At 67.1% G+C, this 12,064-nt stretch carries 14 protein-coding genes and 1 pseudogene; 8 read left to right on the plus strand and 7 right to left on the minus strand.

Annotated elements, in window-relative coordinates; translation table 11 throughout:
* Positions 1-58 precede the first annotated feature (58 nt).
* Entirely contained in the window at positions 59-397 is a 339-nt protein-coding gene (locus tag STE01S_RS16915; protein WP_003038837.1) for a hypothetical protein, read from the plus strand.
* 160 nt (positions 398-557) lie between these two features.
* On the opposite strand, the pseudogene STE01S_RS16920 reads toward STE01S_RS16915, so the two are convergent.
* Positions 558-1,127 (minus strand): annotated as a pseudogene (locus STE01S_RS16920) (TlpA family protein disulfide reductase); the annotation flags it as partial.
* On the opposite strand from STE01S_RS16920, the gene argH reads away from it, so the two are divergent.
* The 7 genes from argH (at position 1,060) to STE01S_RS16950 (ending at position 7,062) form a co-directional block, all read left to right on the plus strand.
* The gene (argH, locus tag STE01S_RS16925; protein ID WP_255266005.1) at positions 1,060-2,457 is read left to right on the plus strand and encodes an argininosuccinate lyase; all 1,398 of its coding nucleotides are present in this window, start codon (positions 1,060-1,062) and stop codon (positions 2,455-2,457) included. The pseudogene STE01S_RS16920 and the gene argH overlap by 68 nt on opposite strands.
* 3 nt (positions 2,458-2,460) lie before the next feature.
* Positions 2,461-2,721 (plus strand): hypothetical protein, encoded by a 261-nt coding sequence (locus tag STE01S_RS16930; RefSeq protein WP_062769891.1) that lies wholly within the window; start codon positions 2,461-2,463, stop codon positions 2,719-2,721.
* A 16-nt stretch (positions 2,722-2,737) separates the two neighbouring features.
* Positions 2,738-3,997: a diaminopimelate decarboxylase gene (lysA, locus tag STE01S_RS16935; protein WP_062769894.1), complete on the plus strand. Its 1,260-nt coding sequence runs from the start codon at positions 2,738-2,740 to the stop codon at positions 3,995-3,997.
* Between the two features lie 153 nt (positions 3,998-4,150).
* Positions 4,151-4,927: a precorrin-2 dehydrogenase/sirohydrochlorin ferrochelatase family protein gene (locus tag STE01S_RS16940; RefSeq protein ID WP_062769897.1), complete on the plus strand. Its 777-nt coding sequence runs from the start codon at positions 4,151-4,153 to the stop codon at positions 4,925-4,927.
* Positions 4,928-5,001: 74 nt separating this feature from the next.
* On the plus strand, positions 5,002-5,148 hold the full coding sequence (locus tag STE01S_RS20480) for a hypothetical protein (RefSeq protein WP_162928309.1): 147 nt from the start codon (positions 5,002-5,004) through the stop codon (positions 5,146-5,148).
* Between the two features lie 50 nt (positions 5,149-5,198).
* A complete protein-coding gene (locus STE01S_RS16945) occupies positions 5,199-6,203 on the plus strand; it encodes a HEAT repeat domain-containing protein (protein WP_062769900.1) in 1,005 nt (334 codons plus the stop codon).
* Complete coding sequence (locus tag STE01S_RS16950; RefSeq protein WP_120694217.1) at positions 6,163-7,062, plus strand: transposase; 900 nt, start codon at positions 6,163-6,165, stop codon at positions 7,060-7,062. Before STE01S_RS16945 ends, STE01S_RS16950 begins: the two co-directional genes overlap by 41 nt.
* A 17-nt stretch (positions 7,063-7,079) precedes the next feature.
* On the opposite strand, the gene STE01S_RS16955 is transcribed toward STE01S_RS16950, so the two are convergent.
* The 6 genes from STE01S_RS16955 to STE01S_RS16980 form a co-directional block, all read right to left on the minus strand.
* Entirely contained in the window at positions 7,080-7,370 is a 291-nt protein-coding gene (locus STE01S_RS16955) for a putative quinol monooxygenase (protein WP_062769903.1), read from the minus strand.
* Between the two features lie 36 nt (positions 7,371-7,406).
* Entirely contained in the window at positions 7,407-7,991 is a 585-nt protein-coding gene (locus STE01S_RS16960) for a carboxymuconolactone decarboxylase family protein (RefSeq protein ID WP_062769906.1), read from the minus strand.
* Position 7,992: 1 nt separating this feature from the next.
* Entirely contained in the window at positions 7,993-9,174 is a 1,182-nt protein-coding gene (locus tag STE01S_RS16965; protein WP_003038814.1) for an acetyl-CoA C-acyltransferase, read from the minus strand.
* A gap of 70 nt (positions 9,175-9,244) precedes the next feature.
* The gene (locus tag STE01S_RS16970; RefSeq protein ID WP_082813397.1) at positions 9,245-9,703 is read right to left on the minus strand and encodes a MaoC family dehydratase; all 459 of its coding nucleotides are present in this window, start codon (positions 9,701-9,703) and stop codon (positions 9,245-9,247) included.
* A gap of 95 nt (positions 9,704-9,798) precedes the next feature.
* Positions 9,799-10,950, minus strand: a complete 1,152-nt coding sequence (locus STE01S_RS16975) for a mechanosensitive ion channel family protein (RefSeq protein WP_062769962.1) — start codon at positions 10,948-10,950, stop codon at positions 9,799-9,801.
* A 33-nt stretch (positions 10,951-10,983) separates the two neighbouring features.
* The gene (locus STE01S_RS16980; RefSeq protein WP_062769909.1) at positions 10,984-12,006 is read right to left on the minus strand and encodes a DNA topoisomerase IB; all 1,023 of its coding nucleotides are present in this window, start codon (positions 12,004-12,006) and stop codon (positions 10,984-10,986) included.
* Between the last annotated feature and the right edge of the window lie 58 nt (positions 12,007-12,064).

Below are 12,064 nucleotides of genomic sequence, written 5' to 3' on the forward strand. Positions count from 1 at the left end.
AAGCCGGTTCTCTTTCGTTCTTTCTCCTGACCAGCAGGGTCCACCAAGGAGACGAACGATGAAAAAATGGACGACTTTGGCGGCGCTTATGGCTCTTCCGGCCGGTGCCGCAATGGCGACGGTCCCCTATGGGTCGATGCCGCCGGGTTTCGATCGCCCCCCGGTTCGCAGCGTGCCGATTGCCGGTGTGTACAATAAATATTGGTACAATTATCGCACCGATATTCTTGAGGCTGAAAAGGAGCTCAAGAGTGACCTTGGCCGCGCAACCGACCGCGAGGATCGCTGGGATGCATGGGACGAATGGGCGACCGAAGTCGTCGACGCCGACAAGGATTATACCAAGGTGATGCGCAAGAAGGGCTATCCTGTGGGGCGCGTCTCGATCGAAGGCTGATTGTCGAAACGATTATGTCTCAAAAGGCTGCGGGCGCTACGCGTCCGCCGTCTTCATTCTATACCCCGCCTTCGGCCAGGAGCGCCTTCGCTTCCTCGCCCTGCCAGTCGATGGCGCCGACCACGCGCCACAGTTCGCGCCCGTTCGCATCGTAGAGGATGCTCGTCGGCAGCGCGGTATTCGCTGCGTCCAACAAGGTGTTCTGCGGATCGAGATAGGGTTGCAGCGCCTTCAGCCCCGCCTTCTGGAACCAGGGATCGACGACCGCGGCGCCTTGCAGATTCTGCGCCACCGCTACGACCGTCAGCTTGCCTGCCTTTTGCGCGGCAAGCGCATCGAGCGTCGGCATTTCGGCGACGCAGGGCGCACACCAGGTCGCCCACAGATTGACCAGCAGCGGCTTGCCGCGAAACGACGCGACCGTCACCGGCGCGTCGTCGGGACCGCGAAAGACGGCGACCGGTCCGGCCTTGCCGGCGTTGCCGCGCTCGACGACATGCTGAAAGGTGGCGGGGTCGCGGACATGCGCCGCTTCGCCGGGCGAAATATTTGCTTGGCCCGCGCCTGCTTGCTCCGAGGCCTCCTTTTGCCTATCGCACCCCGCGACGGAACCGGCGATCAGCAGGGCCAGCACGGCAAGACGAAGATTTGGAACGCGGCGGATGGCGAATACTCCCGATAGCAACAGCATGTGGGGCGGCCGCTTCGGTGGCGGACCTGCGGCGATCATGCAAGAGATAAACGCCTCGATCCCCGTCGACAAACGCTTGTGGGAAGAGGATATCGCCGCCAGCCGTGCGCATGCCGCGATGCTCGGCGCGCAGGGGATCATCGCCGCCGCGGACGCGGCAACCATCGATCGCGGGCTGGCGCAGATCGCCGACGAGTTCGCCGCGAACGGTGTGCCGGTCGATCTTGCGCTCGAAGATATTCACATGACGGTCGAATCGCGCCTCAAGGAACTGGTCGGCGAAGCGGCCGGGCGGCTTCACACCGCGCGCTCGCGCAACGATCAGGTCGCGACCGATTTTCGCCTCTGGGTGCGCACCGCGTGCGACCGGATCGATGCCGGGCTCAAGGCGCTTCAGAACGCTCTGCTCGCGCGCGCCGACGAACATGCGGGCAGCATCATGCCCGGTTTCACGCATCTGCAGGTCGCGCAGCCGGTGACGCTCGGCCACCATCTGCTCGCCTATGTCGAGATGTTCGCCCGCGATCGCGGCCGCTTCGCCGACGCGCGCGCGCGGCTCAACGAATCGCCGCTCGGCGCCGCGGCGCTGGCGGGCACCAGCTTCCCGCTCGACCGCGCTGCGACCGCAGCGGCGCTCGGTTTCGACCGGCCGATGGCGAACAGCATCGACGCCGTATCGGACCGCGATTTCGCGCTCGAATTTTGCGCCGCCGCCTCGATTGCCGCGATTCACCTCTCGCGCCTTGCCGAAGAGATCGTGATCTGGGCCAGCCAGCCCTTCGGTTTCGTCAGCCTGCCCGACGCCTGGTCGACGGGCAGCTCGATCATGCCGCAAAAGCGCAATCCCGATGCCGCCGAACTGGTGCGTGGCCGCGCCGGCCTGCTGCTCGGTGCGTTCCAGCGGCTTTCGGTGATCGTGAAGGGGCTGCCGCTCACCTATTCGAAGGATTTGCAGGACGACAAGGAAACGGTCTTCGGCGCCTTCGACGCGCTCGCGCTGTCGCTCGCCGCGATGACCGGCATGGTCGACACGCTGGCCTTTCGCACCGACCGGATGCGCGCGCTCGCCGCATCGGGCTTTTCGACCGCGACCGATCTGGCCGACTGGCTGGTGCGCGAGGCGGGGGTGCCGTTCCGCGAGGCGCACCATATCGTTGGTGCCTGCGTGAAACGATCGGAAGAGCTCGGCGTTGAATTGTCGGCGCTTCCGGCGGACGAAGCGGCGGCGATCCATGCCGCGGTCACGCCCGCCGCGCTCGCGGCGCTGACGGTCGAGGCGTCGGTCGCCAGCCGCATGAGCTATGGCGGCACCGCGCCCGAACGGGTAAGGCAGGCCGTTGCCGCGGCGCGCGCGGCGCTGGAGATTTAGGTGATGGCAAAGATCCGCACGACGATTTTGCTGGCCGCTTCGAGCGCTGCGCTCGTGACGCTTGGCGCGTGCGGCAAGAAGGAAGATCTGAAGCCGGTGGCGGGTTCGGCCCCGCCCGCGCTGCCCATCGGGGCACAGCGCCAGCCGACCACGGAGGAGCTTACGACGCCTGACGCGCAGGCCCGGCCCGCGCGCAGCGACGACCTTCTTAAACGATCCGAAAAGCGCGAACCCGACGATTTCGACTTGCCGCCTCCGGGCTGAGTTCAGGACCTTTTCCATGGATCATTTTGCTTATCGTGACGGCGTTCTCTACGCCGAAGACATCCCCTTGCCGCGCATTGCCGAGGAAATCGGCACCCCCGTCTATGTCTATTCGCGCGCGACGCTCGAACGCCATGCGCAGGTGTTTCGCGACGCGCTCGCCGATATTCCGCGCAAGCACATTGCCTTTGCGATCAAGTGCAACCCCAACCTCGGCGTGCTGCGTGTCCTCGCGCGGCAGGGCTATGGCGCCGACGTCGTGTCGGGCGGCGAGCTCGAACGCGCGATCGCGTCGGGGATGGCGCCCGAAGACATCGTCTTTTCGGGCGTCGGAAAGACGCGCGCCGAACTGGCGCTTGGTCTCGACCGCGGCATCGGCCAATTCAACATCGAACATGAACCCGAAGGCGTCGCGCTCGCAGAGATCGCAGCGCGGAAGGAAATGACCGCGCAGGCGGTGCTGCGCGTCAATCCCGACGTCGACGCGGGCACCCACGCCAAGATTTCGACCGGCAAGGCCGAAAACAAGTTCGGCGTCGGCATCGACGTCGCTCCGCAGATATTCGACCGGCTCGCGCGGCTGCCTGGCCTGAAACTGCGCGGCATCGCGCTCCATATCGGCAGCCAGCTCACCAGCCTCGACCCGCTGGAGGCGGCGTTCGTCCGCGTCGGACGGCTGATCGCCGACCTGCGCGCTGCGGGGCACGACATCACCCATGTCGACCTCGGCGGCGGGCTCGGTGTTCCCTACAAGGAGGGTGACAACCCGCCGAGCCCCGCCGATTATGGAGCGATGGTCGCGCGCGTCACCCGCGACTGGGACGTCGCCTTGATGTTCGAACCCGGGCGCGTCATCGCGGGCAACGCCGGCGTGCTGCTCACCGAAGTGCTGTGGGTCAAGCCGGGGGCGCAGAGCGATTTCGTCATCGTCGATGCGGCGATGAACGATCTGGCACGTCCGGCGCTCTACGACGCGTGGCACGATTTCCAGGCGGTGCGCCCGAGCGGCGAGACGATGACCGCCTCGATCGTCGGCCCGGTGTGCGAAACCGGCGACACCTTCGCGCGCGACCGCGTGATCGACAAGGTTGCGGCGGGCGATCTCGCCGTTTTCCGCACCGCGGGCGCCTATGGCGCGACGATGGCGTCGACCTACAACAGCCGCAGCCTGGTTCCCGAAGTGCTCGTCGACGGCGACCGCTATATCGTCGTTGCCGACCGTATCCCCGCCGGCACGATCATGGCCGCCGAACGCGTCCCCGACTGGATCGACTGAACAAGATTGCGTTCGGCTAGAATTCCATCGAAATTATGTGTGTCCCCGCGAAGGCGGGGACCCATCTCCTGCCGCTTCGAGTTGGCACCTGCCGGAGATGGGCTCCCGCCTTCGCGGGAGCACACGGCTTGCAATGGTTGAAGGATATTGCCGATGCACCAGCTTCCCCTCTTCCTGAACCTTGCGGGCCGCACGGTCGTGCTGGTCGGGGAGGGGGAGGCTGCCGATGCGAAGGCGCGGCTGATTGCGCGCGCCGGCGGGCGGATCGTGCCGCAGTGGGAAGACGGCGCGGCGATTGCCTTTGTTGCGCTGGACGAGGGCGCCGAAGAGGCGGCGGCGGAGCTGCGCGCGCGCGGCCTTCTCGTCAATGTCGTCGATCGGCCCGATCTTTGCGATTTCACCACCCCCGCGATCGTCGACCGCGCGCCGGTAACGATCGCGGTCGGCACCGGCGGTGCGTCGGCCGGGCTCGCCAAGGCGGTGCGCCAGCGGATCGAGGTGTTGCTGCCTGCCACCCTCGGCAATCTTGCGACCGCGCTGTTCACCGCGCGCGGCGCGATGAAGGCGCGCTGGCCCGATGCCGCCGACCGCCGCCGCGCGATCGATGCCGCGCTGGTGCCCGGCGGTGTGCTCGATCCGGTTGCCGGGCCGGACGAACAGGCCGTCGCTGCCTGGCTCGCCGCCGATCATGTGGCGGCGCCCGCGCGCCTTGAGATGATCGCGCTCGCCAGCGACGATCCCGACGATCTGACGCTGCGCGCCGCGCGCCTGCTGGGTGAAGCCGACCATATCTTCCACCCCGCTGCGACGCCGCCCGCGATCCTGGCTCGCGCGCGCGCCGATGCGGTGCGTCACGTTACCGAAACGCCGCCTGTCGATCCGCCACCCGGCCTGTCGCTCTGGCTCGCACCGGCGATTACGCGAAGTTAATTGGGCTTCGCTCCGGCGCCTTCCTAGCCCTGTCGCCGGCGGCATCGACGCCGCCGTTTCAGACAGGAGGGATTATGGAATTTCCGCCCATTGCCATCGACGCGCTGCCGCTGCTCGACACCGCGGTCGGCCTGTACGGATCGACGATCGGTCCCGACACGACGACCGACGGGTCGGTGTTCGACATCGCCGTGACCATTGCAACCATCGTGCGCGGTTGACCGTGCGCCGACGCGGAGCACTGCCTCTGCGTCGGCCCGGATCGCACGCCATGTCGCGCCACGATCATTTCCCCCGCCACGACCCCGCACGCTGCGAGGCAGCCCGCGAGGCCACCGATGCTCTGGCGGAGGACTGGCGCGCCAAAGACACCTGCCCCGGCGGCCTGATCGCCGCGATGGACGCGCTCGCGGATGCGCCGCCTGCCGCCGCGATCGACGCGCTGCTGCCTTGGCTCGCCGATATCGGCTGGCTCCGCGCGCGGCTCGCCGCGGCGCTGACGCTGATTGCCGCCGATCCCTTCGCGCGGCCGCCGCTGCGCCTCGTCGGCGGCGGCGACGGGCCTTGCGGGTTGGTACTCGCCGAGCGCGGCGCGATCCGCCTGTCGCTGCTGCTTCAGCCTTTCACTGCGGGCGCGGCCGATCCCGTGACCGCCAGCTTCCGTGCCGGGGCTGCCGCGATCCGCATCCTGGCGGGCGGCAGCGCCCGGCTGCGTCGGCACCGCATCGTCGGCGCGGCCGCTCGGCCGGCCTTCACCGCGGCGGGGGCGGGATGCTGCGAAAGCGATCCGCCGCAACCGCTCCCGAAAGGCACGATCCTGCGCCTCGACACCGCGCGCGAGGCGATAACGCTCGTCGGTGCGAGCGGCGACCTGTTGCTGCTCGACCTCGCGGTCCACCCGCCGTCATCGCTCCCCGTGCAAACCTATGACATTGCGAGCGGCCGGCTGATCCATGTCGCGAGCGCCCGCCGCGACGCCAGCTTTCGGCAGATGGCGCTCGCGCTGCTTGGTGCCTTCGGTCGCCGCGACGCCGCGCCGCTCTTTGTCGAGGCGACGCGTGATGACGATTTCGCCGCGCGCTGGTCGGCGATGCGCCAGCTTGTCGCGCTCGATCCGGCGGCCGCGCGCGCGCCGCTCGCTGCAATGGCCGCCGCCGACCCGCACTCCGAAGTCCGCGCCGCCGCCGGCGCTACGCTTGCGCTCTATCCTTCCTTCTGCGCCGCCAAGGATGCCCATGCCCCAGATGATCGCCCCGCCGCCGACGCCCGAATATGATCTCGAAGAGGTCGCCGCGCGGCTCGACGAAAGCGGCGTTGATCTGGGCGATCCCGCCAGCGTCGATCGCTGCGCCGCGCTGCTCGGCGGCCTCGCACGCAACCGCGATTTCCTCGCCGACCGCCTCGTCGCCGACCTCAAGGCGGCGCACGCGGGCCAACTCGCGGCGAACCGCTATTCGGCGCAGGTGGTCCTGCTCCACCGCAGCCGCCGCGGCCACTTCCTGCGCGCCAACATCTGGCCCTCGGCAAGCGACGAGGCCTATCGCACCAGCGGCGCGCGCGCCTTTTCCTATGGCGTGCCGCACGACCATAATTTCCACTTTCTCACCGCCGGCTATTGGGGTCCGGGCTATGTCAGCGACTATTATGAATATGATGCGGAGGCGGTCGATGGCCGCCGCGGCGAGCCGCTGAACCTGCGCTTCGTCGAACGCAGCAGTTTGGGCGAGGGCCGCATGCTCCTCTACCGCGCCCACCGCGACGTCCACAGCCAGCTTCCGCCCGAACGGCTTTCGGTCAGCCTCAACATCATGGACGAGGGCGAGCATGTCCCGTGGCGCGACCAATATCTGGTCGATCTAGGCACCGACGCCGCGCGGTGGAGCACGATCGCCAGCCGGCCGACGCTTACACCCACCGAAGCGCTGCTCCGCTGTGCGGTCCACCTGACCGACAACGCCCGCGACATCGCCGACCATATGGCGGTCAGCCATCCGGTGCCGCGGGTGCGCGCCAGCGCCATCGCCGCGCTCGCCGCCGTCGCAGACGGGACGGGACGAACGGCGGCGCTCGAACGCGGCCTGCGCGACGCCGATGCGCGGGTCAGGGACGATTGCGAACGATGGCTGACGCTTTAGGCCCGCAGATTAGGACCTCAAACCCCCGGCAGGCTCTCGATTTCGGGCGCCCCGGCGAGGCAGGGGCCGAGTTTCGCGCCGAGGGTGCGGAAATGGTCCGACGCGCGGTGCGCTGCGACCGCGGCCTCGTCGTCATAGCATTCCAGCACCTTGTAAACGCCGGCTTCCGCGGTGCGGAACAGCTTGTAGAAGCTGTTGCCCGGCTCGTTCGCGCGCACCGCGGGGGCCAGCTCGGCAAACACGGCTTCGAATTCCGCTTCCTTGTCCGGCTGCACGCGCAGCGTGGCGATAATGCCGATTCCGCTCATATCGTCTCTCCCTTGAAGATGGTCAGGCTCAAATGATCAGGCGCGCAGGTCGGGATCGACGTCCCAACCCGCCTCGACCTGGATGCCGAAGCTGTTGAGCATCATCGAAACCTGCGTGTACTGACCGACGGTCATCACCAGATCCATGCGCCCCTTGTCGCCGAGCGGCGCCAGCGCCGCCCAGGTCGCGTCGGTAACGAAATGGTCCGCGGTCAGCTCGTCGGTCGCACGCAGCATCGCGCGGTCGATGTCGCTCCAGCCCGCCGCGTCGGGTCCTGCTTTGATCCGCTCGATCTCGTCTTCGGTCAGGCCGCAGTCGAGCCCGATGCGCCTGTGCTGCGTCCATTCATAGCCCGACAGGCAATTATAGCCGGTGCGCAGGATAACGAGCTCGCGATCCCGCGGGGCAAGCGCATTGCGCTTCGACAGGATATAATTGCCCCAGCCGAGGAAAGCGGTCAGCGCCTTGGGCGCCTGCGCCAGCGTGCGGAAGATGTTGAGAATCCTGCCGCCGCCCACCTTGCCGCCATCGGAGGCAAGAAAGGGTTCAAGCGCTGCGCGCTGGTCGGCATCGAGCCGGCCCAAATCGACCGGCTCGATGCGCGGAGCATTCAGACGCAAATCAGAAGACCTCGAACAGGCCTGCTGCGCCCTGGCCGCCACCGATGCACATGGTGACGACGGCATATTTGACGCCGCGGCGCTTGCCTTCGAGCAGCGCGTGGCCGACGCAGCGCGCGCCGGTCATGCCGAAGGGGTGGCCGATCGAGATCGAGCCGCCGTTGACGTTGAGCAGGTCGTTCGGAATGCCGAGCTTGTCGCGGCAATAGAGCACCTGCACGGCAAAGGCTTCGTTGAGTTCCCAAAGGCCGATGTCGTCCATCTTGAGCTCGAAGCGTTCGAGCAGCTTCGGGATGGCGAAAACGGGGCCGATGCCCATTTCGTCGGGCTCGGTGCCGGCAACGGCCATGCCGACATAGCGGCCCAGCGGCTGAAGCCCGCGCTTTTCAGCGACCTTGGCCTCCATGACGACACAGGCCGACGATCCGTCCGAAAGCTGGCTGGCGTTGCCCGCCGTGATCGTGTGGCCTTCGCCCATCACCGGCTTCAGGCTCTGCAGCCCTTCGAGCGTGGTGTCGGGACGGTTGCACTCGTCCTTGTCGGCGACGACGTCCTTGAAGGTGACTTCCTTCGTTTCCTTGTTCACCACCGCCATCGTCGCCTTGCAGGGGACGATTTCGTCGTCGAACTTGCCGGCGGCCTGGGCCGCGGCGGTGCGCTGCTGCGACTGGAGCGAATATTCGTCCTGCGCTTCACGGCTGATGTTGTAACGCTTTGCAACGACTTCTGCCGTGCCGATCATCGGCATGTAGATGTCCTTGTGCATCGCCAGCAGTTCCTGGTCGGCCTCGAAGAAGGTCTTGCCGCTGCCGCTGACCTTCGAGATGCTTTCGACGCCGCCGGCGACGCAGATGTCCTGGCGGTCGACGATGATCTGCTTCGCGGCGGTCGCGATCGTCATCAGGCCCGACGAGCACTGGCGGTCGATCGACATGCCGGGAACGGTGACGGGCAGGCCGGCGCGCAGGCCGATCAGGCGCGCGACGTTCATCGTCTGCGATCCCTGCTGCATCGCGGCGCCGAACAGGACATCGTCGATCTCGCCCCCTTCAACCCCGGCGCGCTCGACCGCGGCGGCGACCGAATAGGCGCCCAGCGTCGGCGAGGTCGTGTTGTTGAACGATCCGCGCGCCGCCTTGGTCAGCGGGGTGCGGGCGGTGGAAACGATGACGGCGTCACGCATGATAAACTTCCTTCTGCTTGGTTCCGGTTGTCTTTTCGGGGGAGGTTCGGCCGGAATGCCGGTTTATATGTCAGACGAAGAACTGGCTGATCCATTCGGCCATCAGCGCGGGCTTTTCCTCGCCCTCGATCTCGACCGTGAATTCCAGCGTCTGCTGCCACTGGCCCGGACGCTTTTCGTCGAGCTCGAGCAGCTTGAAATGGCCGCGCACGCGCTTGCCCGAGCGCACGGGGGCAAGGAAGCGCACTTTGTTGCCGCCATAGTTGACGCCCATCTTGACGCCCGCGGGGCGCGGGCAGTCGGATTTGGCCATCAACATGGGGAAAAGCGAGAGGGTCAGGAAACCGTGCGCAATGGTACCGCCGAAGGGCGTCAGCTTCGCCTTTTCTTCGTCGATATGGATGAACTGATGATCGCCGGTCGCGTCGGCGAACTTGTTGATCATCTCCTGATCGACCAGCACCCATTCGGACGTGCCGAGCGGCTTGCCGACCAGTTCCTTCATTTCCTGCGGCGTCATCGCGCTCATCCTTTATCCCCTCTATGTCTGTCGAGGGGCGCGTTCTAGGCCCGCGGGGCGGGGTAGCACAAGGGCCTAGGGCTTTGCGCTACGGCGCCGTAGCGTCAGGACTGGGCGGGCTTCGGCGTCTTCATCGTGACGCTTTCGGCATAGGGGAGAATCATCGTCCCGTCGGGCGCCGCGGTGAAGGTCGTCTGCGTCGGATAGGCGAAGTCGTAGCCGGCGTTGGTCATCTCTTCGAAGACGCGGATGCCGATCGCGGTGCGGGCCGCAATGACCTCGTTATAGTCGGCGCTCGGAATGTCGGCGACCAGCTCGAAGTCGAGGCTCGAGGCGCCGAAGCCGATGAAACTCGACCGGACGAACTCATGCCCCTCGGCCTCGACCTGCGCCTTCAGCAGGTCGGGCAGCGCGCGCAGCATCGCGGGCGTGGTCTGATAGATGACACCGATCGCGAACTGGACGCGGCGGCGTTCGAGATGGGCATAGTTGGTGATTTCCTTCGACAGCAAATTGGTGTTGGAAATCACCAGCAGCTCGCCGTTGACCGACCGCAGATGCGTGCTTTTGAGCCCGATGCGCTCGACGGTGGCGACGCTATTGTCATATTTGATCGCTTCGCCGACGCGGAACGGGCGGTCGAAGATGATCGACAGCGACGCGAACAGGTCGGAAAAAATGCCCTGCGCGGCAAGGCCGATCGCGATGCCGCCAATGCCCAGGCCGGCGATCAGGCCGGTGACATTGACCCCCATATTGTCGAGGATGACGATCGCCGCGACCGCGAACAGCGCGATGCTGATGAGCAGGCGGATGATGCCCATCGCGTTGACCAGCGTCTCGTTATGCCCCTCCGCGGCGCGGCGCTGGATCAGCCCGAGGACGATTTCGCGCGCCCAGATCGCCACTTGCAGCACCACCGCGACGGTGAAGACGAACTGGATGATCTGCAGGACGACGACAGGTGGATTGGCCGATGCCGCGACCAGCCGGATCGCGACGATCGCCAGCACCAGCGACTTGGTCTTGTGGATCACCCGCCCGACAATGTCGGTCAGCGTGAATTGCCCCGGCGCCGACTGCGCTTTCTTGAGCGCGAAGCCGCGGATCAGCGACAGCGCGAAATAGATGACGAGCCCTGCGCCGATCGCGATGCCGATCTGCAACCAGTGCGTATCGACCCATGCGACGCTGCTGGTCCACCAGGCGCGGATCTGCGCGGCGGGGTTGGCGGTCGCGGTGGCAAGGAAAGGCAAAGTCACGTCGGTCCTCTTGGTCTGGTCGGTCGGTCAGGCGGAACGGAGCAGCGCGCCGGCATCGGGCGCGCGCTCCAGATAGGTCAAAAATCCGCGTTCGTAACGCGAAAGATATTTGGTCGCGCGCGGCAGGCGCCCCGCGGCCGTGGCGAAATCGCCGCGATCTTGCGCGGCGGCGATCATGGCGGGGTGGACATAGGCGCGCCGTGCGACCGCGGGCGTGTTGCCGAGCCGGTCGGCGACGCGCGTCAGCATCGCCTTGAGCGAGGGCGGTTCGGTGGCGTCGTACAGACAGGCGAATGCCTCGACGCTCGCCCACCAGGTGCGGAAATGCTTGGCGCTGAAATCGGCGCCCATCGCCTCGCGGATATAGGCGTTGACCTCGTCGGAGCCCACCGCGCATGGGCCGTCCGCATCCTCATATTGGAAAAGATGCTGGCCGGGCAGGTCCTGCAACCGGCGCACCAGGGTCGCCAGGCTGCGGTCGCTGATCGTCACCTCGCGCCGCGCGCCGCCCTTGGCACGGTAGCGGAGCCGGAGGCGCTGCCCCTCCAGTCGCGCGTGACGCCGGCGCAGCGTCGTCGCGCCGAAGCTCCTGTTCGCGGCGACATATTGTTCGTTGCCGACGCGCAGCGCGGCGAGGTCGAGCAGGCGGACGACCGCCGCGACGACGCGGTCCGCGCACAGCGATCGGCGGCGCAAATCGCTTTCCAGCCGCGCACGGAGCAGCGGCAGCGCGCGGCCGAAGGCGGCGCAGCGATCATATTTGTCGGCTTCGCGCGCGGCGCGGAAATCGGGGTGATAGCGATATTGCTTGCGCCCGCGCGCGTCGTAGCCGGTCGCAAGGATATGGCCGTTCGCGGCCGGGCAGAACCAGGCATCCTCATAGGCGGGGGGCAGGGCGATCGCGTTGAGGCGCTCGATTTCGGCGCGGTCGCGGATCACCTTGCCCGCGGCGTCGCGATAGCGCCAGCCCGATGCCGTCCGTTCGCGGCGGATGCCGGGCAGGCTGTCGTCGACATGGATCAGGCGGGGGGCGGCACGCGGCGACGGCATGCCTTGTTAAGCGTCCCGGCCGGGCGATGGTTCCCTTGGGCGGGCGAAGCGGGCAGGC

Source organism: Sphingopyxis terrae subsp. terrae NBRC 15098 (genome assembly GCF_001598815.1).
Classification (GTDB): domain Bacteria; phylum Pseudomonadota; class Alphaproteobacteria; order Sphingomonadales; family Sphingomonadaceae; genus Sphingopyxis; species Sphingopyxis terrae.

Coding starts and splice junctions, on each gene's coding strand:
- STE01S_RS16965 (WP_003038814.1), bottom strand. CDS start 9,174: ATGCGTGACGCCGTCATCGTTTCCACCGCCCGCACCCCGCTGACCAAG.
- STE01S_RS16945 (WP_062769900.1), top strand. CDS start 5,199: ATGTCGCGCCACGATCATTTCCCCCGCCACGACCCCGCACGCTGCGAG.
- STE01S_RS16970 (WP_082813397.1), bottom strand. CDS start 9,703: ATGAGCGCGATGACGCCGCAGGAAATGAAGGAACTGGTCGGCAAGCCG.
- STE01S_RS20480 (WP_162928309.1), top strand. CDS start 5,002: ATGGAATTTCCGCCCATTGCCATCGACGCGCTGCCGCTGCTCGACACC.
- STE01S_RS16980 (WP_062769909.1), bottom strand. CDS start 12,006: ATGCCGTCGCCGCGTGCCGCCCCCCGCCTGATCCATGTCGACGACAGC.
- STE01S_RS16915 (WP_003038837.1), top strand. CDS start 59: ATGAAAAAATGGACGACTTTGGCGGCGCTTATGGCTCTTCCGGCCGGT.
- STE01S_RS16940 (WP_062769897.1), top strand. CDS start 4,151: ATGCACCAGCTTCCCCTCTTCCTGAACCTTGCGGGCCGCACGGTCGTG.
- STE01S_RS16950 (WP_120694217.1), top strand. CDS start 6,163: ATGCCCCAGATGATCGCCCCGCCGCCGACGCCCGAATATGATCTCGAA.
- argH (WP_255266005.1), top strand. CDS start 1,060: ATGGCGAATACTCCCGATAGCAACAGCATGTGGGGCGGCCGCTTCGGT.
- STE01S_RS16930 (WP_062769891.1), top strand. CDS start 2,461: ATGGCAAAGATCCGCACGACGATTTTGCTGGCCGCTTCGAGCGCTGCG.
- lysA (WP_062769894.1), top strand. CDS start 2,738: ATGGATCATTTTGCTTATCGTGACGGCGTTCTCTACGCCGAAGACATC.
- STE01S_RS16955 (WP_062769903.1), bottom strand. CDS start 7,370: ATGAGCGGAATCGGCATTATCGCCACGCTGCGCGTGCAGCCGGACAAG.